The organism is Lysinibacillus sp. FSL M8-0337 (assembly GCF_038593855.1).
Lineage (GTDB): Bacteria > Bacillota > Bacilli > Bacillales_A > Planococcaceae > Lysinibacillus > Lysinibacillus sphaericus_D.
In genome coordinates this window covers 1,935,698-1,958,028 of sequence record NZ_CP151996.1, presented here as the reverse complement: position 1 = coordinate 1,958,028, position 22,331 = coordinate 1,935,698, and the positions used below count along the sequence as shown (strand labels likewise).

At 37.2% G+C, this 22,331-nt stretch carries 22 protein-coding genes; 6 read left to right on the top strand and 16 right to left on the bottom strand.

What is annotated here, in order from left to right; genetic code table 11:
• Positions 1-141 precede the first annotated feature (141 nt).
• Positions 142-360, top strand: coding sequence for a hypothetical protein (locus MKY08_RS09135; protein ID WP_069508455.1), 219 nt, complete (start codon positions 142-144; stop codon positions 358-360).
• 309 nt (positions 361-669) lie between these two features.
• Positions 670-2,058 (top strand): class II fumarate hydratase, encoded by a 1,389-nt coding sequence (gene fumC / locus MKY08_RS09130; protein WP_069508453.1) that lies wholly within the window; start codon positions 670-672, stop codon positions 2,056-2,058.
• Positions 2,059-2,342: 284 nt separating this feature from the next.
• Here fumC and MKY08_RS09125 read toward each other — a convergent pair whose 3' ends face one another.
• Complete coding sequence (locus MKY08_RS09125; protein WP_081327840.1) at positions 2,343-3,281, bottom strand: stalk domain-containing protein; 939 nt, start codon at positions 3,279-3,281, stop codon at positions 2,343-2,345.
• A 124-nt stretch (positions 3,282-3,405) separates the two neighbouring features.
• On the bottom strand, positions 3,406-5,175 hold the full coding sequence (locus MKY08_RS09120; RefSeq protein ID WP_069508451.1) for a glycerophosphodiester phosphodiesterase: 1,770 nt from the start codon (positions 5,173-5,175) through the stop codon (positions 3,406-3,408).
• 322 nt (positions 5,176-5,497) lie between these two features.
• Between MKY08_RS09120 and MKY08_RS09115 the strand changes: the two genes are divergently transcribed.
• Positions 5,498-5,683, top strand: coding sequence for a hypothetical protein (locus tag MKY08_RS09115; protein ID WP_069508450.1), 186 nt, complete (start codon positions 5,498-5,500; stop codon positions 5,681-5,683).
• 16 nt (positions 5,684-5,699) lie between these two features.
• On the opposite strand, the gene MKY08_RS09110 is transcribed toward MKY08_RS09115, so the two are convergent.
• The 11 genes from MKY08_RS09110 to MKY08_RS09060 all read right to left on the bottom strand — a co-directional run bounded on the left by MKY08_RS09110 (position 5,700) and on the right by MKY08_RS09060 (position 16,496).
• Positions 5,700-7,283, bottom strand: coding sequence for an amidohydrolase (locus MKY08_RS09110; RefSeq protein ID WP_069508448.1), 1,584 nt, complete (start codon positions 7,281-7,283; stop codon positions 5,700-5,702).
• Positions 7,284-7,294: 11 nt separating this feature from the next.
• On the bottom strand, positions 7,295-7,846 hold the full coding sequence (locus MKY08_RS09105; RefSeq protein ID WP_069508446.1) for a biotin transporter BioY: 552 nt from the start codon (positions 7,844-7,846) through the stop codon (positions 7,295-7,297).
• A 139-nt stretch (positions 7,847-7,985) separates the two neighbouring features.
• Complete coding sequence (locus tag MKY08_RS09100) at positions 7,986-8,654, bottom strand: TIGR04104 family putative zinc finger protein (protein WP_069508445.1); 669 nt, start codon at positions 8,652-8,654, stop codon at positions 7,986-7,988.
• Positions 8,641-9,156, bottom strand: coding sequence for a sigma-70 family RNA polymerase sigma factor (locus tag MKY08_RS09095; protein ID WP_069508444.1), 516 nt, complete (start codon positions 9,154-9,156; stop codon positions 8,641-8,643). Before MKY08_RS09095 ends, MKY08_RS09100 begins: the two co-directional genes overlap by 14 nt.
• A gap of 337 nt (positions 9,157-9,493) precedes the next feature.
• Entirely contained in the window at positions 9,494-10,942 is a 1,449-nt protein-coding gene (locus MKY08_RS09090; protein WP_069508438.1) for a tetratricopeptide repeat-containing diguanylate cyclase, read from the bottom strand.
• A gap of 306 nt (positions 10,943-11,248) precedes the next feature.
• Entirely contained in the window at positions 11,249-11,491 is a 243-nt protein-coding gene (locus MKY08_RS09085) for a hypothetical protein (RefSeq protein ID WP_227665434.1), read from the bottom strand.
• A complete protein-coding gene (locus MKY08_RS09080; protein ID WP_069508436.1) occupies positions 11,481-12,545 on the bottom strand; it encodes a DUF2092 domain-containing protein in 1,065 nt (354 codons plus the stop codon). Before MKY08_RS09080 ends, MKY08_RS09085 begins: the two co-directional genes overlap by 11 nt.
• A complete protein-coding gene (locus tag MKY08_RS09075; protein ID WP_069508434.1) occupies positions 12,542-13,990 on the bottom strand; it encodes a HAMP domain-containing sensor histidine kinase in 1,449 nt (482 codons plus the stop codon). Before MKY08_RS09075 ends, MKY08_RS09080 begins: the two co-directional genes overlap by 4 nt.
• Complete coding sequence (locus MKY08_RS09070; protein ID WP_069508432.1) at positions 13,987-14,685, bottom strand: response regulator transcription factor; 699 nt, start codon at positions 14,683-14,685, stop codon at positions 13,987-13,989. The genes MKY08_RS09075 and MKY08_RS09070 overlap by 4 nt, the downstream gene beginning before the upstream one ends.
• A 158-nt stretch (positions 14,686-14,843) precedes the next feature.
• Positions 14,844-15,860 carry an inorganic phosphate transporter gene (locus MKY08_RS09065; RefSeq protein ID WP_069508430.1) on the bottom strand — a complete coding sequence of 339 codons (1,017 nt, stop codon included), beginning with the start codon at positions 15,858-15,860 and terminating at the stop codon, positions 14,844-14,846.
• A gap of 15 nt (positions 15,861-15,875) precedes the next feature.
• Positions 15,876-16,496, bottom strand: a complete 621-nt coding sequence (locus tag MKY08_RS09060) for a DUF47 domain-containing protein (protein ID WP_025219331.1) — start codon at positions 16,494-16,496, stop codon at positions 15,876-15,878.
• Positions 16,497-16,880: 384 nt separating this feature from the next.
• Between MKY08_RS09060 and MKY08_RS09055 the strand changes: the two genes are divergently transcribed.
• From MKY08_RS09055 to MKY08_RS09045, 3 genes are all read left to right on the top strand, one after another.
• A complete protein-coding gene (locus MKY08_RS09055) occupies positions 16,881-17,648 on the top strand; it encodes a TSUP family transporter (RefSeq protein WP_069508426.1) in 768 nt (255 codons plus the stop codon).
• A gap of 148 nt (positions 17,649-17,796) precedes the next feature.
• Positions 17,797-19,173, top strand: coding sequence for a Na+/H+ antiporter NhaC (gene nhaC / locus MKY08_RS09050; protein WP_069508424.1), 1,377 nt, complete (start codon positions 17,797-17,799; stop codon positions 19,171-19,173).
• A 163-nt stretch (positions 19,174-19,336) separates the two neighbouring features.
• A complete protein-coding gene (locus MKY08_RS09045) occupies positions 19,337-20,095 on the top strand; it encodes a class I SAM-dependent methyltransferase (protein WP_069508422.1) in 759 nt (252 codons plus the stop codon).
• A gap of 152 nt (positions 20,096-20,247) precedes the next feature.
• On the opposite strand, the gene MKY08_RS09040 is transcribed toward MKY08_RS09045, so the two are convergent.
• From MKY08_RS09040 to MKY08_RS09030, 3 genes are all read right to left on the bottom strand, one after another.
• On the bottom strand, positions 20,248-20,571 hold the full coding sequence (locus tag MKY08_RS09040) for a YnfA family protein (protein ID WP_069508420.1): 324 nt from the start codon (positions 20,569-20,571) through the stop codon (positions 20,248-20,250).
• A 100-nt stretch (positions 20,572-20,671) separates the two neighbouring features.
• Positions 20,672-21,412, bottom strand: a complete 741-nt coding sequence (locus MKY08_RS09035; RefSeq protein ID WP_069508418.1) for a sulfite exporter TauE/SafE family protein — start codon at positions 21,410-21,412, stop codon at positions 20,672-20,674.
• A 19-nt stretch (positions 21,413-21,431) separates the two neighbouring features.
• Complete coding sequence (locus MKY08_RS09030) at positions 21,432-22,304, bottom strand: LysR family transcriptional regulator (RefSeq protein WP_069508415.1); 873 nt, start codon at positions 22,302-22,304, stop codon at positions 21,432-21,434.
• Positions 22,305-22,331: the final 27 nt, after the last annotated feature.

Genomic DNA, 22,331 nt, shown 5'->3' with positions numbered 1-22,331 from the left:
TCCTAATGTTAACGTTTAGGAGGCTTTACTTTATGCTTTCCAATGGGATTTTCATGCTGTTCCCCCTGTTATACCAGCTGTTCTATAATCAGCCAGTTACTCATAAATTGACTAAAATACAAAATAAGGAGAACTGCGAAAATGCATGTTGTTCATTTTTATGAAAATAAGACTTCCGTTTTGAATCAGCTATTAATTCACATACCAACTGTTGATGAAAACATCCAAATTAAAGGTCGAAAAGCAAAAGTAGTGGACGTTATTCAAATTAATGAGCGCCAGTTTCATGTCAATGTGCTTTTTGAAAAAATAGCAAAAAAACAACCTTTAACAAAAGATCTTGGGAAGAAGAAAAGATAGTTCTTCCCTTTTTTATGTTTATCAACATACATGGTGTGGGTATACAAAACAACATAACGGTTATCGCAATAACAATTGATTTTTTGAACAAAATGCGAACTATTCTCATTAACAGTATTTTTATTAAGCAGAAAGATTGACTTTTTAATTGATAACAATTATCATTATCATATAGATTATTTCTTCTCTAAACTGTTTATTTCAGAATCCCCCCTTATTTTTTGAAATAAACATGCATTAAACGGATATTCTTACATCAGACTAAGAATATCCGTTTTTTAGTTACATAAATTGAAGGAGCTGTTCTAAATGGATTATCGTATTGAAAAAGACACTATGGGTGAGATTAAAGTACCTGCCAGTAAAATTTGGGGTGCGCAAACCCAACGTAGTAAAGAGAATTTTCAAATTGGCACAGAACACATGCCGATTGAACTGATTCAAGCAATGGCGATTTTAAAGAAAAGTGCAGCAATCGCTAATAATAAATTAGGAAAGCTTTCGGCTATTAAATCGAATGCAATTGTGCAAGCGGCAGATGAAATTTTAAATGGTCAATGGGATGATCAATTCCCACTTGTTGTCTGGCAAACTGGTAGTGGCACTCAATCGAATATGAATGTCAACGAGGTGATTGCGCATCGTGCAAACCAAATTTTACAAGATGCTGGTGAAGCTGACCGCATTCATCCAAATGACGATGTCAATAAATCTCAAAGCTCGAACGATACGTTTCCGACTGCGTTGCATATTGCAGCCGTGTTAAAAGTGGAAGACTATCTACTGCCTCGCCTTCGTTTATTAAAGGCAACGTTGGATGAAAAAGCTGAGCAATTTAAAGATATTATTAAAATCGGACGTACCCATTTACAAGATGCTACTCCGCTGACATTGGGACAAGAAATTAGTGGCTGGTCTGCTATGTTAGGTAAATCCGAGCAAATGATTAAACATAATGTGGACTATATGAAAGAACTTGCAATTGGCGGTACGGCTGTCGGGACTGGTATCAATGCACATCCTGAATTTGGTGATCGTGTAGCAGCTGAAATTAGCGAACTAACGGGCAAACAGTTTACTTCCGCAGCAAATAAATTCCATGCTTTAACAAGTCATGATGAAGTGGTTGTAGCACATGGTGCATTAAAAGCACTTGCTGCTGATTTAATGAAGATTGCCAATGACGTACGTTGGCTAGCAAGTGGTCCACGCTCTGGTATTGGTGAAATTACTATTCCAGAAAATGAACCAGGCTCATCCATTATGCCAGGTAAAGTGAATCCAACGCAAAGTGAAGCGATGACAATGGTCGTGACGCAAGTAGTTGGGAACGATGCAACAATTGCCTTTGCCGCTTCACAAGGGAATTTTGAACTAAATGTCTTTAAACCTGTTATTATTTACAATTTCCTGCAATCCACGCGCCTGCTAGCAGATACGATGAAATCATTTAATGATCACTGCGCTATTGGCATCGAACCAAACAAAGAGGTACTGGATCATAACTTGCAAAACTCTCTAATGCTTGTAACAGCCTTAAACCCTTATATTGGCTATGAAAATGCGGCAAAAATTGCGAAGAAAGCACATAAAGAAGGCACTACTTTAAAAGAAGCTGCAATTGCTTCTGGCTTATTAACAGAAGAACAGTTCAACGAATATGTTGACCCTGCTACGATGATTTATCCGAATGCATAAATACAAAAGGCACCAAGAAGTTTTTGAACTCTTGGTGCCTTTTATGTTTTTGATGGTCGCGGTAGCCAGCAAATACTGCCGTGAACATGAATTCCAACCCTATTAGCAGTTCTTGGTATTTTATCCGCGATTACTTTGAGTTACTCCGCAATTTATCCTGTTTTATCAGCGATTTAATTCCCCTTTTCAAATCTTTATGTGCCAGGCACCAAAACTATTTAGAATATTTAGTTTATTCTAAAATAAAAACCCCTCCTTTGTACTTTGGAGGGGGTTGAGACATGTTATTGCATTAGTTCTTCAAAAAATTCAACAGGTACATATGTTTTCGTTGGTTCTAACAGTGCAGGTGCTACTTCAAAGTAACGAAGTGCTTTATTGTAGCCATATGCTTTTTCACCACGTGTAATTGTGTAGGATAGCGCCCCTTTTGAAACAATAGCGCCAGTACCTGTTGATTCTACTTTAAAGCCTAGTTCTTCTGCAATTAAACGTAGAGGAACCATTGTTGTACCATCCACTTCATAAAAATCTGCTTTAATAATTTCTTGTACGGCTGCATTCGCTGAAGCTTCCTCAGTTTCTTCACCTTGTTCTTTCACTGTAGCGTCTAATACAATGACTTTTGTTGGCGGTGTTTGTGCAGGAATACTTCTTGTTGTAATTGTATAGAACACAAGTAAATGTTGTTCGGCTAAATCTTTAGCTGAGACTTCTTTAGCTGATTGGCTTTGGATCACCGTTTCTTTGCCAACATTTAATTTTAAACTGTTATCCGTATTGACTAAATCCTTATTGAAAAAGTCAACAGTGACACTACCCATTTCCTTTGTTTCCACGATAATAACTTCTGGATTATACTGTGGTGGATATATCATTAGCATTGGCTTATTTGCATACGTATATGCTGTTACTTTATCACCTTTTTGTAGCTTTACTTCTTTCCCCGTATTATCAAAAATAAGTGTGTCCTTATTTACGACAAAGACGTTCGTATTTTCGCCCTCTTTCGTTGTGTAATACGTTGCATTATTACGTTCTTCCACGCTTTCAATTGTACCAGCTACTTTAATAAAAACCGGCTGCACTTGTGGCGTTTGTTCATCCTGTTGGGTATTTGTGACAACTGCTTCTCCTTCATTTGCTGATGCAGTTGGAGCGATTGCAACGCCCCCTAATAATAATGCTGTCATTGCAAATGGTACGACCTTTGTCATTTTCATAAAAAATACATCTCCTTCATTTCACGAGTTCATTGAAGTAGTCGATTGTAAAAGAAAATGGTTACATTATTACCATATTATTTTCAAAAACTTTTCAAAAGAGAATAATTGCAACTTACTAAAGCTAAAAAATGAATGATAATCGATTTAGTACGCGCTGTAAAAAGTATTGCTGTTCACTTTGTTTTGCTCTTATCTCTAACGCTATATCTGGATGATCTGTAATTACGCCCGAAACGTTTTTCTCAATAAATTCCTGTAAAGAACGATCCTTATTTAAAGTCCAGATAAACAAATCTAAATGTTGAGCATTGAGTTCTGCGATTAAGCTCTCGTCCACCCACGATGCTTCTAACGCAATGAAATCAACTGTTAAATGATCCAACGGTCCAATATTAAGCGCATAAACAATTCCTACACGCAAATGAGGTGTTATATTTTTAAGTTGTGTCATCAATTGCGCATCTGAGGACTGTACATAATACGTATCGAGCACTTTATAGGCACGTAACTTTTCTACTAATCGAGGCAATAGGTCTTCTCTTTCTTTCCCATGTACTTTTAATTCAATGAGTAATGTAACATCTAGCGCCTTTGCAATTTCGATAAAATCATCCAATGAAGAAATTTTATCGCTCATCCCATTCTCATAAATCGTAATGGTTTTTAATTCACTTAGCGTCATATTGGCAATAACACCATTTTTCCCTGCTAGACGCCTTAATGTACGATCATGAAAGACCACAAATTCTCCATCTACCGTTTGCTGAATATCTAGTTCAATTAAGTCTGCACCTGCATTCGCTGCACTAACAAGCCCGCTAATTGTATTTTCCACATTGCCTGCTGTATAACCACGATGTGCAATAATTTTAGTATCTGGTGCGTACAAACTTTTCTCTAACGAAAAAATATTGATCATGCTTAAAATTGAAAAAATAACACAAAGCACTAGTGGCAAAGGGAAATAGCGTTTGTTTTTAAAAGCGTTTCTTGTCGGCGCAAATACACGAACATCATACGTCATCGCAACCATGACTTGTGAAAATATAGCTTGCAACAAACAAAATAGTACAACAAAGGCCATTTCAAGAAATGCCAAAGTAAATCCTGCTGTTAACAGCGCTGCGCTTGGCATAAATCGTTCCAAGAAAAATAGTGGTAGTGCACCAACTACTGTTACAACTATTAAAAGTAATAAATGAACCGTTAAAACCATTGCCAATAATACAAGTAGTTTAAACAAGCCCCGTCTTGAAAAACGCCAACTTTGGAGAAATGATTGCCTTAGTGAAATTTTTGGCTGTATTGTAAAAATAGGTAATGTCAACATACTCCTTATTCCAACCATCACTAAGATACTAGCAACAGCAGCATACAGTATTCTACCTGTAGGTGTACCCATTATTTCATTTGTCATAAAGTGTGGAATAGCTATCCCTTGTGTTAACGAAAGAGGGAATAAAAATGAAGCTAAGGGCAATAAAAGAGCTATATAGACGATTAAATAAAGAACTTGTAAGCTATAAAAATAAGGAAGTTTACGATTTAGTTGTTGCCACATTGTTAAAAACCGATAACGAGTACCCTGTTGCTGATTAAAAGCCATAATAAACAGAAAACCCATCTCATAGTAAATAAAGAGCAATACAACCATGACTAAAAGGAACATCATCGCTATGACAAAGGGGTGCATTAAAAAACTTTGTATATTTTGTTCCGTTATATGCGTGTAGCCCGTTACATTTAGCATTACATTGAAAACGAGTGTTGACACCGGTATTACTAGTGAAAACTGACATACACGAATCATAACGAAAACCCGTATATAGTCGATGCGATACGTATAAATGTTATAGATGGCTTGTCGCATAATTTGACGTGCTTTTTGCATTCCCTCACCCCAGTTTCGTACTATCCCATTTCCTGTTTGACAATTTGCATCCGTTTTAAGTTATTTCTTCTTACTAACGTATGATAGATATTGTAATTCAATTTACTCTCAACATAGAAAATGTTATCCAATACGGCTGTATGTAATGGCACCCATACTTTTCATGCGACTTGTAAGCGCATTTAAACATATGCGGCATTTATTTACGCCCTTACTTGAGGCAATTGTCATATTTGTATGCCATGCTCGATAAAAAATTGAAACTTTTTACTTGCCCATCCAGTAAATAAAGATAGCAAATAAATTAGGAGGGGAAATCTAGTTGCAACTATATATTGGTGACATCATTAGTACTATTTTTATTCTTCTCATTTTTATTGCTATGTTTTTCGTTATGATAAAAATGATTAAAAATGTAAAGTCTACTGCCGTCCTTCCATCTCGAGACAAACTACAACAACAAGTGGATGAGCTGACAACACGTGTCCAAGATTTGGAGAAACACTAAAAAAATCGTTGTGTGGCTATGCCTCACAACGATTTTTTGTCTGTTTATAAACGATACGACCATCGACAACTGTATATGCCACTTGAATATGTGGGATTTGTTCAATATCAACTGTAAAAATATCATCGTCGAACACGGTAAAATCAGCACTAAAGCCTTCTTTTATCTTACCTCGCTTATGCTCCTGACCGATGATTTCAGCAGACCCTACTGTATACAAACGCACTGCTTCAAAGCGCGAAATTTTCTCCTGAGGACCAAAGCCTTCATGACTCTCTCCAAAATTACGTCTTGCCACGGCAGCATAAATTCCGTATAACGGATTCGGCACTTCAATGGGTGCATCACTACCACCTGCTACAATCAGCCCTCTATCTAAAAGAGATTTTAGTGGATGTAAACCTTGCGAACGTTTCTCACCTAATTTTACTATTTCAGCTAAATATTCGCCCTGCACAAATTGTGGTTGCATATCTACAGCTACCGGTAATGTTGCCAACTTGTCTAAAATGGCTTCATCAACTAGGCTACAATGAATTAAACGATCTAATTGTCCTTCAAGTGGTGGATATGCCGCAAAAACATCTAGTATTGTCTCAATGGCTAAATCCCCGATTGCGTGCACAGCTACTGTTTGTCCATAGCGCCGTGCAAGTTGCACATATTGCTCTAATTGCGCGCTTGAATGAACAAGTATGCCATAATTGTCTGGATCATCACAATAAGGCTCACGTAGCGCAGCAGTATGACCACCGAAAGCACCATCGACGAATATTTTCATGGCACCAAATTCCACATAAGGCGTTGATTGTTCGTTTAACAGAGCAACTTCCTCAAAAACGGAATGGTGCTGCAATAAATGCACTTTAAACGATTTTTGGGCATCCACAATTTTACGAAAAGCATGAATTGGTTGACTCGGTGGTCCGAAGTAGCTTAAATCTTCTGAATGCCCTCCAACTAAACCATAGGATTGAAGAGATGCAATGGCCTTTTGAAGCGCTTCCTCTATATATGCAGGTGTATAATAAGGCATGTGGTTAACAATCATGTACAACGCTGTATCTTTTAAAACACCTGTTAATTGACCGTGTTTTTTTTCAATAATGCCACCTTCTGGAGAAGGTAATTCATTGGTAATCCCTGCAAATGCAAGTGCTTTAGAATTAGCTAAAATTAAATGATGGCAGCTTCGTTTAATAATCAAATGAGCTTCACCAAGTGCATCAAGCTCTGACAAAGTTGGAAAAATGGGCTCTGTATATGCTGTTTCATTCATACCAATGGCAACGACCCATTGCTCTGCCGAAACACCTTCCATACGTGCACCAATGATTTGGAGCAGCTCATCCTTACTAGTTACGTTTGAAACATCTATATGCATTAACTTCTCTCCATAGCCAATAATATGTAAATGGCTATCGACAAACCCTGGGTACATAATGTTCCCTTGCAAATGCTGGACAGCTGTTGCTTGTGGTAATAGCGTATCCACCGTTCCTACTGCCACAATTTTGCCGTCTTTTTCAAGAATAGCTTCAACTGTTTCACCAGCTCGTTCCATCGTATAAATTGTTCCACCTGTCCAAAGCGTTGCCATCCTTTAACCTCCTATGCTACTGCTTCAATTAAATGTGCACTTACTAAGCGTCGACGTACAACAACACCAAGCCATGCAGCAAGTACTGCTTTTAGAATACCTACAATGATAAATGGTGCGGCTCCTCCCATAAAGGCTGCAGTCCATGTTAAATCTCCAACAATTTTCAACCACACTGTACCGAATGCCAATGTTACTACCATGCCGATAATGTTGGCAATAATAGCTTGTACATAAGTAATACCAAATTTATCTAAGTATATCCCCATTAAAACAGCCGCTGCAAGGAAGCCTACAATATATCCGCCAGTTGGTCCTATGATAATACCATATCCTCCTGACATACCACTAAAGACAGGTATTCCTGCTGTGCCAAGTAAAATATATACCAGTACAGATAGTGTACCAAGCTTTGTACCTAATATTGTGACAACTAAGCCTACTGCTAAAGTTTGTCCTGTAATTGGAATCAATGGTAGCGGAATCGTTACCTGTGCAAGAACTGCGATAATAGCCGCTCCGAATGCCGCTAACACATAATTGTAAGTACTACTCTTCTTCAAACGAAAATCCCCCTTTTAGTTAACCTATTTTCAAAATAAGTTAACCAAAAGATAAAGCAAATAAAAACAGTTGTCAATCGTTTTTGACAAATTCATATAAAAAGAGACTTTTTATATGTCGTATCGTCCTCATAGAAACTTACCACAGTGGTTCATTGCTAGGGTCATCTTCCTGTAATTTCATGACAACAGGAATTAAAATATAAAGATAAATGGCTACACTTACGATATAAAAACTAATACCCATTAAAGGATTACTAAAGAAATAATTTATAAAAACCATAAATGGTATAGGCAAATTGAGGAATCCATTTAATTGTACTGACTTTTTTGTGCGATAATGTACTTTTTGACAATGTGGGCAAGACATTTGCCCATTTTTCCAATAATATTTTCGGACTTGCTTAGCAGTCCATTCTTCTCCACACGCCATACATACTGGCAAGCCATATCCTTTTTTCAGCAATATACGCTTGATCCACAATGCTATAGTGACAAAGAGACTTAAAAGCACTAAACCTTTTATCCAATCATGCTCTAAAAGCATCCATAAGCTCCATCTATTTGTTTCTTGCTGTAAAGTCGCTCCTTGCATTGTCCTTGTAGGATGTTCCGTTTTTAGTGTGACAAGGACGCTAAAACCAATGGCAAGCAATGTAAATGCTGCTAACACAATACGATACTGCCGCTGGCTATTCTGTTTTTGTCTATTTCTACTCCTAGCTTTTTGTGCAATCTGTTGCTTTTTTTCAGCGGACAGCTTTACATGCTGTAGCTCTTTTAACACGTTTTTTTTAAATTGATTCATAACGTAACACCTCCCAATCATAGTCACCAATTATTGAAGCTAGTTGTTTTCTTGCCCGCTGCAACCTTGTTCGAATCGTAGCTTCTGGGCAATGCACTAGCTGCGCAATATCTACAGTGGTCATTTCCTCAAAATAATAGAGAATTAGAACCTCTCTGTATGGCACTGATAAAGTGAATAAAGCTGCTACTAGCTCCTGTTTTGTCGATTTAGCGAGTAATTCTTTTTCCGGCGTAATGGTCGTTGTGCGTCCTGTTATTTTCTCAAATAATGACAGCCGTTTACTTTTCCAACTGCGTAAATAATCGTGACTGCGATTGACTGTCATTTTAACTAAATATGTACGTAAAGATGATTCTTGTCGAAACTGCTGTTGCTTTTGATAATAGGCAATAAACACATCTTGAACAATGTCTTCTGCCGTTGCTTCATTCTTCACATATAGATAGGCAACCTTCAGTAGATAATCCCCGTGCTCTGCAATTATTTGTTCAATCTCCATTGCTGCGTCACCTTCTTTCTACACTACTGACGTTTGCCAAATACCTTCCGATTCATTATTGATAAAAAAATTTTTCCTCTTGCTACTGACATTAACTCTTGATTGCTTACTGCTTAATTGGTTTGCAAGCGGATAGAAGAATCACGTGCAACACAAGGAAGTGAAGCACACGGTACTGCATTCAACTGTTGTTTTTATGTCAAAAAAAATCCGCTCGCTTTTTATGGACTTTACAATACCTTACACATCTACTAGTAAGATATTACATTGTTTTGTCCTTAGAAAGGTCACGGATGTTTAGCCACGATTGTAAGTAAGGACTAGTAAACATTTTCCTTTATTTACTATTTCCCACATTGTTATATTGGTTATAGAGTGTTATTTGGTTACGTCCATTCCGTTTTGATGCATAAAGTGCACTATCAGCATGATGGATTAATTGTTCGAGCTGCGTAATGTAACCATGCTCATTCGTGCTTACACCTATACTAAATTCTAATTGCACGACATCATCATTGACTGTCAATACAAGTGAAGTTAATGAATCGTATAAGTTTTGAGCTATTATGGAGATTGATTGCTCTTCTTTTAAATGAAGGAGAACAATAAATTCATCACCACCAAAGCGTGCGACAATGGCTTCGTACGGTTGAAAAAACTGCTGCAAAGTGGTGGCTGTCACTGATAATGCATCGTCTCCAAATAAATGACCGTTTGAATCATTGATTGATTTAAAATGATCTAAATCAATCATCAAGAGAGCTAGTAGCTTTTGATTGCTCGCTGCATTTTTCACCATTTCTTTCGCCTGTTCATCAAAAAAACGTCGGTTATAAATATTTGTAAGCGGATCTATATAGGAAGTTCGTTCAAAATGTTTTTTCTGATCGTTATACTCCATTTCGAATAGTACTTGCGTATAATTCTCCCTTTGTATTTCTAATAAAATATTAATATATTCCTTTTGTACAGCACTTAAAATAATTTTATTCCCTTGTTCTTCAATAAGCTTGACTAATGAATTGTAAATTGTCTGTAACAAAGATAAATCATTATTTTGCAATGCATAATGCTTTGATTTTTGGTACATATCAATTGCTTCACCAATACGACCCTGTTTTTCATATAGTAGTGCTTGCGCATTAAATACTTCTAATTGCGCCTTATTATATGGAGGATCTTTTATTGTCGACAGTAATTCCTGTAAGAGCATATTCGCTTCTTCAAATTCCTCTAACCAAATATGGGCAATAGCTAAATTGGTCTTGGCATGTATAATACCCTTATAGGGGGAATCGTGCTTCAAATCAAATTCATTCGTATAGAATAAGCTTTTTAAGGCAAGTCGCTTTGCCTTTGCATATTTACCGAGTTCAATTTCTAATCCACTTAAATTGTTATAGATTTTGCCCATACTTTCAATATGTTGAATACGCTCTGCAATTTCTAGCCCTTTCATTAATAGCTCTTCGGATTTTTTTTGTTGTCCGAACGTACCCCAATAAATAGAAGCTAGTGAATAATATTGAATTACGTCAATATCATTCCCATATAAAAAAGTCAGTTCGCGGTATTTTTCTAATAAATTGATGGAAATTTGTAGATCTCCCACTTGATAATAGCTCATACAGCTATAGCGCAATAAGTGCATTGCCTTATCATACAACGCTAGTGCATTGGCACTTTCAATAGCGGGACTGCTTAACTCGATATATTCTAAATAGCGATTTGCACTATATAATTCATTTAGCGTAATCCATAGTTCTTCAAATTCTTGTAAATCCATACCGCATCCTCCTTTTTCTTTTCCTACTCCCTTAATACTACATTCGCTTCTAAAATATTACAATTCTTTATCCTTATTTATTTTCCAGCATATGAGTAATTTAACCTAATTTGGACTTTTAAAAAACAAGCCCCTTTAAAAGAGACTTGTTTTAATTTGTATATTTTTAACATTTCTCTATTTTTAGCTCTTTCTTCACTTAGTTAAATTTCATCGGACTCCTGCGTTTGAAACTAAAGTGAACGCCCCTAACCATCCCATAAAAAAAAGAAAATCCACTTCAAATAGTAGTGGATTTTCTCTTTTTTATATAAATCGTTTAACGATGGTTTCATATATAGCCACTATGAGTATGCCACCAAGTAACGGAATAAGTGAACTGAAGCTAAAATAAAAACCTTCATTATTATATTCACCTAAAAATTGAAATTGTAGCCACGGAACGCTATACGTTTCACCAACACCGTATAAAAACCCAGTAGCAAATAAAAATAATGCTATGCACTTTATAAAATTCGCCTTTTGCACACCGTTCACCTCACTGAACATTGGTCATTTCCTCGGCATATGCTAAAATTTCTTCTTTAGTAAATTCAGGATTTTCACTTATAATGTTATATTGGTAGCCATCTTCAGACCAAGATATAACAAAAAGTTCTCCTAAATCCATACATGTGCCTTTTTTGCCTCGTACTTGTATTTCTTGTTCATTCCCAAGATTACCAAATTCCTCATTACTAGCTTCTTTAAGAACTGAAAATGAAAATGCAGGTTGGTCATCTTTTTCAAATTCAAAAGAAAATTCCGGACGCTCTTTTACTTTCATATCAACGATTGTGGATATGGACAAGCCATTTACCTCGGGTATCATTAAAAAGTTACCCAGTTGTTCTTTCACCTCTTCGATTGTTGCCGTTGTTGTTTGATTTTGGGGGTCTATTCTTTCTACCGTTGCATCTTTTGGGACATCAAAGGTAAACAACTTATCCTCCATTTTCTTATTAACATCAAGCTTAGAATATTCTTGCGTCGTCACATTGCCTGCGTTCGTCGTAATTGTTTTTAACGTCAACCATGTTTTTTTATCAATCCATATTTCAATATCACCTAATAACGTATTCTTTTTTTGCGCTTTCGCTTTAATATGATACGTATCTCTACCAGCAATTGATTCTTCTCCAGCAATGGTTATATCGTGAGAATCCTTCACTAAGTTTAGTAATACTTGAGCACTGTCTTTTGCAGATTGCCCCATAAATTCATCTAATTCTCCATTTTTAAATGAAATAATTGTTGCCTTGTTTTCTTTTTTACTAAAGGAAGTAATTTGTTTACCGTCATTAACCGCAATAACATGATCGCCATCAACAGTCATCTCAATCCGACGTTTGCCACCCTTCATCCATTCTTTTACGTTAGCGACCCCAGATTCATCTATATCCAACGTATATTCTCCATAATAACTTTCCAACTCTTGTGTTTCTTGTAATGCTTGGTCTATAATCTCTTGCGGGGAATAAGATGTCTCTGAATTACAACCAGCTAAACTCAACGTCATCAGCGTTATAAGTCCCCCAACCCGTATGGTTTGTTTCCAGTTCATTTGTCATTTTCTCCTTTGTAAGGCGGTAACCAACACAGTACTGCTGTGCCAACTCCATGCTTAGATACCATATTTATTGTTCCACCATGTTTTTCAATAATTTGTTTCGCTATGCTAAGACCTAGCCCTGTGCCTCGTTGTCCTGTCTTTGTTCTAGCATGATCTGATTGGTACAATGGTTCAAATAATTGTCCGATTTCTTGTTCACCTACACCTGCTCCACTATTTTGAACAACTAAATACATGCCGCTTTTTTTCGTAAGCGCCTCGTTCACAAACTCAAAAGCCCAATCGAGTTTTTGATTGCTGATAGCTGCTAAATAAATGGTCGTGCCTAAAGTGCCAAAATGAGTTGCATTACTCATCAGATTGTCAATCACACGTTGCATTTGTGAGGGGTGAACAGCAAAGGTACCCTCTACATCACAAAACGTTTGCAGTGATAGCCCTTTACTTTGACAAAGTGGTTCATAATCCGAAATTGCCATATCAAAAAATTCCTGTCCTTCTACTGGGACCAGTGTAACATCATAGTTTGTGGATTGAAGCAACGTATACATAAGTAAATCTTCTAGCATTTGCTTCATATCCATTGCCTTTGTTAAAATCACTGCCCGATATTCCTCCTGCATATGCGCAGTGAGGGAGGCATTTTGTAGACTTTCGGCATACGCTTGAATTGCTGTTAAAGGTGTCTTTAAATCATGTGAAATACTGGCAATCATCAGTTCCTTCTGCTTTTGCTCATTTTTTAAATGGGCACGTGCGACCTCTATTTCCGTCTGCATACTTAGAAAAGTGTTTGTAAGCTCCCCGATTTCATCTTTTCTTGTAGCCATTACAGCGTCAACATGTTGCCCCTTCCCAAATGCATCCATTTGTTGCATTAATGCTTGCAAAGGGCGATGTAATTTACGGTTAAGCAATAAAATGACAGCTATATAAATGGCTAGAAATAATGTAATCGCGCTCGCTATCACCAGCCATGAACGCCTCTCCACACCTTGAACCCAGTCCTTTCTGATAAGTTGAATTTCGTAAATGCCAACTAAATCGCCTTGTTGATAAACTGGTTCCTTATATGTAAACGCATTGTATTTTTGCTGTAATACATATAAGTTTTTTAACGTTTTTTCTCTTGAAACGAAGCCAGAGGTTAACGGATTAGATGAATAATAAACAAAGCCAGATTTTGCATATAGCGTTATAGCTAGTTGATCACTCGTAAGTGCTTTTACTTGTTGCAAATCTGCATTTTTGGCATACAATGTTGGATCGTTAAGAACAGACTTGACATCATTTAGTGTCGTCCATTTTTCGATATATTCTGCAAAACTTTTATCATGGTAATAGGCATTAATCCATATATATAAGCCATACGCCCCGCCAATTGGCACAATCATCACAATAAAAAACATCATCAGTAGCCAAGATTTTATTTTCATAACGGCTCTCCTATGAAGCGATAGCCCTTGCCCCAAACTGTTTGAATATAATGTGGTGTTTTAACCGGATCCTGTAATTTTTCTCGTAATGCTTTAATATGCACAGTGACTGTATGTGTCTCATCTACACTTGCTTGTTGCCAAATATGCTGATATAACTCTTCCTTTGTAAATAATTGGCCTGGATTTTTAGCCAATAGCTTTAACAGGGCAAATTCCTTTGTTGTTAAGGCTAGTTCTTTATTTTCCAGTGTCGCTAGTTCTTTATGCCAGTCAATCGCTAAGCCAAATGCAAATGTAGCGATATGTTCTGTCACTTCTATTTTCTTATAGCGTTGCCATCGACGTAAATGGGAGGCAACACGCGCCTTTAATTCCGCTAAGCTAAAAGGCTTTGCTAAATAATCATCCGCACCTTGTAAGCCTTCCACTTTATCCGCCTCGTCTTTACGGGCGCTCATCATTACAATGGGCACATCACTTTCCCAACGAATATTTTGACAAACAGTAAGGCCATCCATTTCAGGTAGCATCCAATCGACTAATACTAAATCAAATGGCTGCGCTTGAAAATCTGCTAGCCCTTCTAAACCTGTAGTTGCCCATGTGACCAAGTATCCCTCTTGCTCTAGTGTATCTTTGACGATACGACCTATTGCGTGATCATCCTCTATTAGTAATAGCTTTTCATTCATCGTTTTCCTCCTGTTATCACCTTACTATGGATTGATGTATTTCTTCTGAACTTTATACTTTCTTTATAATTACCATAGATGGACTTTCTTGTATTAACAAGGACAAATTCAAAGCAAAGAAAAAAGAATGCACATTACTTGTGCATTCCTTCACTATTTTAGAAAAATAAGCTTAAAATAAAGTAAATTGTAGCAGCCATTACAGCAGAGATTGGCATTGTAATTACCCAAGTCGTAACAATTTTACGTGCCATACCCCATTTTACACCTTTGACGCGGTGTGCAGTACCTACCCCCATAATAGAAGAAGATATTACGTGTGTTGTCGATACAGGTAAATGAATTAACGTCGCACCAAAGATGATCGAAGCAGATGCTAAGTCCGCTGCTACACCATTCACTGGGCGTATTTTCATAATTTTACCACCGACTGTTTTAATAATTTTGTAACCACCAACTGATGTTCCGAGACCCATCGCGCAGGCAGCTGCAAAACGAACCCAAAACGGAATATCGTCGCCTTGGTGTAAACCACCTGCAATTAATGCAAGCGTGATAATCCCCATCGCCTTTTGCGCATCGTTCGTACCGTGTGTAAATGATTGCAATGCCGCTGTACCGATTTGCATCGTTCGGAAGCCTTTATTTGTTCGATATAAATTCATATCTTTAAAGATTACTTTAAACAGTGACATCATGAAAAAACCAGCTACAAACGCAAGTAATGGAGAGAAAATAAGCGCCTGAATAATTTTAATAAAGCCTGTGTAATTTAGAATATCAAATCCTGCCGCAGCAATTGCCGCCCCTGCAACCGAACCAATTAAAGTATGGGAGGAACTAGACGGTATTCCAAAATACCACGTTAATAGATTCCATGTAATAGCTGACAGTAAAGCTGCCAAAATAACAACTGACCCTGTAATATCACCGTCAAACGTATTTAGTGTAAACGGGTCAACAATATCCTTCGTTAATGCTTTCGCAACACCAACAAATGTAATAGCTCCGATAAAGTTCATTACCGCAGCCATGTACACAGCAGTACGTGGCTTTAGGGCACGCGTTGATACAGATGTGGCAATGGCATTCGCTGTATCATGGAAGCCGTTAATAAAGTCGAACACAAGTGCGAATATAACGACTAATATTGTTATCAGTAATATTGTATCCATTTAGTACACTCCATCTTACGCATTTCGCATAATTATTGTTTCGATTGTATTCGCTACTGTTTGACAACAATCTGCAATATCTTCAAATTGTTCGTAAATATCTTTGAATACGATAATGCGCATTGGATCTTTTTCTTGAATAAATAATTGCTTCATAGAAGAACGGAATATCTCATCACATTCACGCTCATAGTCTTTAATTTGAATGGCATGTTTACGCATTTCTACAAGCTTTTTACTATTAAGCAACTCCATTGCTTGTACCATTTCATCGGTACTTTTAGCAATGTACGTCAGGAATTGACGCATCGGCTCTGTTACTTCTGTTAAGTTGTACATATTAAAATGGGCAATACAGCCTTCCATGCCGTCTATTACATCATCTAATTTATTTGCTAGTGCTAATATATCTTCTCGTTCAATAGGTGTCATAAATGATTTATTAAGCATAACAATTAGTTCATGAATTAGCTTATCACCGCTTGTTTCATATTGTTTCATTGTATCGGCAATCTCTTTTAATGCATCGATATCATGAATACGCGCGTTATGAGCGAAGTAAATACCTTCTTTCACATTTTGAGAAATTTTTAATAAAGCCTGAAAAAATGGATCTTGCTTACTTGAGTTGAACATTATGTTCCTCCTGTTGAATAAATATTGTCGATTTCTGCAACTATCATAACAAAATCTTTACATAATTCTACATAACTTTAAAGATAAATAAATTGAATTTACAATAATGTAATATTAAAATTGCCATATTTCATTCAAACATACGTAAACAAGTTACAAACGTTGGAAATGTTCTAATAAAAAGACGTTTTTTGCTGTTAAATGTAACGTTTTTTCTTTAATTTTTATAAAAATACTTGAAAAAATTTTTTTCTTATAATTTTTTAATGTAAAGGAATTGTAAATTTCAAATCCGCAAAATATACAAACGCCATTGTTATTTTTAGCCATAAGCAGTACGCTTACAAGAAAACATTGTATGATGAAAAAGGATGGGTTGTTTTCATGGATATTCATTTACTTTCACTTGGTACATTATTAGTGTTTGGCTTTATCGCATCCTTTTTAAATGCCATTGTTGGTGGCGGAGGCTTGATTTCTTTACCAGCATTAATGGCGGTAGGATTACCCCCAAGTACAGCCATTGCAACGAATAAACTAGCAAATACCATCAGTAATGGCACAAGCATGCTGACATTTTTGCGGGCCGGCAAAGTTGATTTTAAAAGGATTGGAAAAATCTTACCTTTTATTTTTTTAGGCTCTTTAATTGGTGCATACACTGTACATCTTGTATCACCTTCGATTTTAAAGCCACTTATGCTTGTTATGCTCGTACTAGTCACAACTTATACCGTTATAAAAAAAGATTGGGGACAACAACCTAAGCAACGTATGTTAAGTATAGGAAAGAAAATAGCCTTTCTTTGTGCGTTTGCGGCAGTCGGCTTTTACGATGGTTTTTTTGGCCCCGGGACAGGTTCTTTTTTTATTTTCATTCTATTAATGATGGGAAATGATTTTTTGCAAGCTGCTGGGAATGCAAAAGCATTTAATTTCACATCGAATTTAGCTGCACTTTTAATGTTTTTAGTATTAGGACAGGTCAATTTTTTATATGGCTTACCAATGGGCTTCGTTATGATATTTGGTGCTATTTTGGGGTCTAAATTTGCGTTAACACGTGGTACGAACATGATGCGTCTTATTTTTATTGTGATGACGTGTATCTTAATTATAAAAAATGCATGGGATTATGTTGGCGCATTTTAACGAGCAGATAGCGAGGTAATATCGCTATCTTTTTTAGCGGCATTTAATAGACAGAATTTTCAATCAATTGACAATATTTATAAGCGTGCTATAATACTTTTGGGCTTCACCGCATTGAAGCGCAGAAGTAATTGTTAGGAGGATTCGTATGTTTCGCATTGAAGCAAAAAGTAACCCTCGATTTCTTGAGGCTTGCTTCATAACACTTTTAATTATTGCCACAATGGCCATTAGTATTGGCTATTTAAAAGCAACGCCACATATTCCCATTATTCTAGTAATCTCACTTTTAATTGCCTATGGACTATTGAGAAAAGTACCTTTCCGTGAGCTTGAATCTGGGATGGTTGCTGGTGCCAGTGCTGGTTTAGGTGCTGTCTTTATTTTCTTCTTTATCGGTATTTTAATTTCGAGTTGGATTATGGGCGGCACCATTCCAACGCTGATATATTACGGTTTTTTAACTGTTTCACCTAGCTTTTTCTTTGCTATTGTTTTTCTTATTTGCAGCATTGTCGGGATTTCCGTTGGTAGCTCTTTAACAACAGTTGCGACAGTCGGCGTGGCCTTTATGGGAATCGCCGGTGCAATGGATATTTCATTAGCCATCACGGCTGGTGCAATCGTTTCTGGCGCCTTTTTCGGCGATAAAATGTCACCACTATCTGATACAACTAATTTAGCATCTGGTACAGTAGGTGTTGATTTATTTGAGCATATTAAAAATATGGGTTGGACGACCATTCCTGCCTTTGTGATTTCGTTTGCTTTGTATGCCTTGCTATCTCCGTCTGGTGCCAATACTTCTTTTGAAACGGTTGAACAATTTAAAATAGGATTACTTTCAACAGGTCTTATTCATTGGTACACATTACTACCAATCGTTGTACTGGTTATCATGACCTTATATAAAGCACCTGCTCTTATTACACTTGCAGTTGTTTCAATCGTTGGTGTTGGACTTGCCTACATACAAGAACCACTCGCCCTTTCCCACGTATTTGACATGCTGTTTAATGGCTATGTATCCGATACAGGAATTAAAGACGTAGATGCACTGCTTACTCGTGGCGGATTGAATAGTATGCTATTTACAATCGCTTTAGTATTACTTGCACTTACAATGGGCGGATTATTATTTACACTTGGTATTATTCAAAGTATATTAGCAAAAATTGAAAGCTTATTTACAAGTGCTGGCTCCGTTATTACGGGTGCTGCGCTAACAGGAATTGGCGTCAACACATTAATCGGCGAACAATATTTGTCCATTTTGCTTACTGGAGAGGCATTTAAAGCGCAATTTGCAAGGGTTGGACTTGCACCGAAAAATTTATCTCGTGTTATGGAAGATGCAGGTACTGTTGTGAACCCACTTGTGCCATGGAGCGTGTGCGGAATTTTTATCGCTAGTGTACTTGATATCCCAACAACTACTTATTTACCATTCACCTTTTTCTGCTTGCTAGGTCCAGTTTTAACAATACTATTTGGCTGGAGCGGCAAAACGCTGACAAAGCTATAATAATTAGTTTAAAAGAATCTGCCCGTTTCTACGAATTGCCCGTAGAGCGAGCGGATTCTTTTCTCTTGCTATCATTCCAAATTGGAATCAAAACAACCTGTTTTTCGAATTTCCTCTCCACACCTCTCTTTGTTATGCTAAAAAACAAAGGAGATGGTAGACAATGACAACAAAATGGAATGCAACTCTTTACGATCAAAAGCATGACTTTGTTTCAAAATTCGGAGAAAGTTTAGTCAACTTACTTGCACCACAAAAACAAGAATATATTTTAGATGTTGGTTGTGGCACAGGAGATTTAGCCAACGAAATAGCGCAATGTGGGGCAGTTGTACATGGCATTGATGCTTCACATGATATGATTTTAAGCGCTCAGCATAAATATCCAACGCTTACGTTTGACACACAGGATGCGGCTACAATGGACTACACACATCAATTTGATGCAGTCTTTTCCAATGCAGCGCTTCATTGGATGAAACAACAAGATAAGGTGATTGACAATATCTACCGTGCACTAAAACAACAAGGACGTTTTGTTGCCGAAATGGGCGGTCAAGGGAATATCGCTTCTATTGTCGGGGCACTTAGAACAAGTATGGATGCGCTTGGGCTTCCATATGAAGAGCAGTATTTTCCATGGTATTTTCCAGCAGCTGACGAATATCAATCGATGCTAGAAAAAGCGGGCTTTACTGTACAAATGATTACTTTATATGAACGTCCGACACCGCTTCAAGGTGACGATGGCTTACGGAATTGGCTTGTTATGTTTAGCAACAACATTCTCCAGCATTTAAGTCAGCATGAAAAAGAACGCGTTTATGCAAAATGTGAAGAGCTGTTGCGACCAACCAATTATCGAGATAAACAATGGATTGCTGATTATTGGCGTTTACGTTTTGTTGCAACGAAGTGCTAAAAAATGATTAGCGCCACTATAGGGGCATGAATCGCCACAAAAATAAAGGTTAGCGCCACTAAAGATTCATAAAGCGCCACCCAAATAGACAACATCGGTTCACAGTAAAAAAGTGTTAGATTGATGACAGTCAATCTAACACTTTCTCTCTATTATGAACGCGGTATTAACATGACCATGACTCCGATAATACAAATACCAGCGCCAACTAAATCTAACATATCTGGCTTTTCCTTATCTATGCCCCAGCCCCACAAGATGGACAGCACAATAAAAACTCCTCCATACGCTGCATAGACTCGACCAAAAGTCGGAAATGATTGAAAAGTTGCCACCACGCCATATAAAACTAATGCAATCCCTCCAAAAATGCCCCAATAAAATGGTTTGCCTTCCCTTAACCAAAGCCAAATTAAATAACCACCTCCGATTTCACCAATACCTGCTAATAGAAATAATGCGATTGCGTAAATCATATGTACCCTCTTTCTTTTATTTTTTACAAATAAAAATAAGAGACTGTCCTTACAGCAACAGCCTCCAATTTGTTCCACTCAAGCTCAACGTACTTCTTTTTTATATAGTTATACCCCAATATGTAATGGTATCCATTACGCCAATAATGATTAAAATGATACCTGCTGCGATTTGTATCACTCTTCCCATCCTCATACTTGTTTTCATAACGGCGCGTTTTGTATCAAATATTTGAATCAGTATCAACATTAAAATAAGTGGCATGGAAGTCGCAAAACCAAAAACCGCTGGTAAAACCAATCCGTAGGAAGTAGTAACAACTGTAGGCATCAGCCAAACGAAAAATAGCACAAACATCGTCGGGCAAAAGGCAATGGCAAAGCATGCCCCCATTAGAAATGAACCTGCCTTGCCTTCTTTCAATACAAGCGGGATATGGGACGATAGTTGATGGAGCCATTTTAATTTTAAAATACCGATTAGGACAAGACCTGTTAACAACATAATGGGTCCTATCGTCTTACGAAATATTGGAAAATAAGTAGTTATTGACGTTTCAAATGATTGTCCAAATAGCCAAGCTAATATGCCGATTAAACTAAAGACAGCAATCTTACCGATCATAAAAGCCATAACTTCGCCCCAATTATTTTTCATTCGAATGGTACGATGACCGTAGAATGTTATGGCGCTCAAGTTGCCGGTTAATTGACAAGGTGCTAGTGCGCCAACTAGCCCCAGAAGTAACGCGATAACAAGTGGAGAATGTTCGTAGGAATTTAAAAATAACGTGATGGGTCCACTAACGACTCGACTTATTTCTGACATTATATTATACATGCCAATATCACCCTCTCTTCTAGTATGAGCTCTTTCTGTTCTGATAGACGGCATCACAAACCGTAAAAAAAGCTTCAATATCTGCCGTTATGTACTTCGATAAAAAATAAGTGTTGGACACAATATGCGAGAATTCCTTGACCGAATAACTATGGAGCGATTGCTCATCATAAGCGGCTTCCATAACACTTTTCGGTAAAAAGGCAATGCCTAGTCCTTGCTTGACAAAGTTTTTTATAACTTCTGTTTGGTTTACCTGCATGCTTTTATAGCTTGGCAATTGCTGAAGTACCTGTTGTACTTCTTGCCAATAAGACGCGTATTCATGTGTTAAAATCGTTTCTTGTTGTAAAAGCGTCATTGGATCAGTCCATTTTTTCCCTATCGGTACGATAAGTTGGAGTGGCTCCTGGGCAAGCATTTTCGTGTGCACCGCACGGGTGGAGGTTAATTTTGAAATCCCTATATCTATAGCTCCCGCATAAACCGCTTCCCCAATTTCATTAGATTTTAACAGTTCAATAGAAAGGTGAATGGTAGGGTATTGTTGCTGAAAACAATCGATAATAGCTGGTAATGTGGAATTCGCTATTTGAGGTGCTACGCCTATTGTTAATTTGGAAGTAAAACCACTGACCATCAATTGTGTACTATGTACTGCCTCATCAACGATTTCTACCACTTTTTCAGCTTGTCGTAAAAAATGTGCACCAATTCGATTGAGTTTGACATGCTTTGTTTGACGTTCAAAAAGCGTAGTCTGTAACTCCTTTTCTAAATGCTGAATATGTTTTGATACAGTTGATTGCGTAATAAAGCGTCTTTCCGCCGTCTCACGAAAATTTTCCGTTTTCGCCGCAACGATAAACGTACGTAACCATTCAGTTTCCATAGACACGCCTCTTCTAGTTTTCCATTT

Coding starts and splice junctions, on each gene's coding strand:
- nhaC (WP_069508424.1), top strand. CDS start 17,797: ATGTTTCGCATTGAAGCAAAAAGTAACCCTCGATTTCTTGAGGCTTGC.
- MKY08_RS09090 (WP_069508438.1), bottom strand. CDS start 10,942: ATGGATTTACAAGAATTTGAAGAACTATGGATTACGCTAAATGAATTA.
- MKY08_RS09095 (WP_069508444.1), bottom strand. CDS start 9,156: ATGGAGATTGAACAAATAATTGCAGAGCACGGGGATTATCTACTGAAG.
- MKY08_RS09065 (WP_069508430.1), bottom strand. CDS start 15,860: ATGGATACAATATTACTGATAACAATATTAGTCGTTATATTCGCACTT.
- MKY08_RS09080 (WP_069508436.1), bottom strand. CDS start 12,545: ATGAACTGGAAACAAACCATACGGGTTGGGGGACTTATAACGCTGATG.
- MKY08_RS09120 (WP_069508451.1), bottom strand. CDS start 5,175: ATGCAAAAAGCACGTCAAATTATGCGACAAGCCATCTATAACATTTAT.
- MKY08_RS09045 (WP_069508422.1), top strand. CDS start 19,337: ATGACAACAAAATGGAATGCAACTCTTTACGATCAAAAGCATGACTTT.
- MKY08_RS09135 (WP_069508455.1), top strand. CDS start 142: ATGCATGTTGTTCATTTTTATGAAAATAAGACTTCCGTTTTGAATCAG.
- MKY08_RS09075 (WP_069508434.1), bottom strand. CDS start 13,990: ATGAAAATAAAATCTTGGCTACTGATGATGTTTTTTATTGTGATGATT.
- MKY08_RS09110 (WP_069508448.1), bottom strand. CDS start 7,283: ATGGCAACGCTTTGGACAGGTGGAACAATTTATACGATGGAACGAGCT.
- MKY08_RS09035 (WP_069508418.1), bottom strand. CDS start 21,412: ATGTATAATATAATGTCAGAAATAAGTCGAGTCGTTAGTGGACCCATC.
- MKY08_RS09100 (WP_069508445.1), bottom strand. CDS start 8,654: ATGAATCAATTTAAAAAAAACGTGTTAAAAGAGCTACAGCATGTAAAG.
- MKY08_RS09040 (WP_069508420.1), bottom strand. CDS start 20,571: ATGATTTACGCAATCGCATTATTTCTATTAGCAGGTATTGGTGAAATC.
- MKY08_RS09125 (WP_081327840.1), bottom strand. CDS start 3,281: ATGAAAATGACAAAGGTCGTACCATTTGCAATGACAGCATTATTATTA.
- MKY08_RS09085 (WP_227665434.1), bottom strand. CDS start 11,491: ATGTTCAGTGAGGTGAACGGTGTGCAAAAGGCGAATTTTATAAAGTGC.
- MKY08_RS09060 (WP_025219331.1), bottom strand. CDS start 16,496: ATGTTCAACTCAAGTAAGCAAGATCCATTTTTTCAGGCTTTATTAAAA.
- MKY08_RS09070 (WP_069508432.1), bottom strand. CDS start 14,685: ATGAATGAAAAGCTATTACTAATAGAGGATGATCACGCAATAGGTCGT.
- MKY08_RS09055 (WP_069508426.1), top strand. CDS start 16,881: ATGGATATTCATTTACTTTCACTTGGTACATTATTAGTGTTTGGCTTT.
- MKY08_RS09030 (WP_069508415.1), bottom strand. CDS start 22,304: ATGGAAACTGAATGGTTACGTACGTTTATCGTTGCGGCGAAAACGGAA.
- fumC (WP_069508453.1), top strand. CDS start 670: ATGGATTATCGTATTGAAAAAGACACTATGGGTGAGATTAAAGTACCT.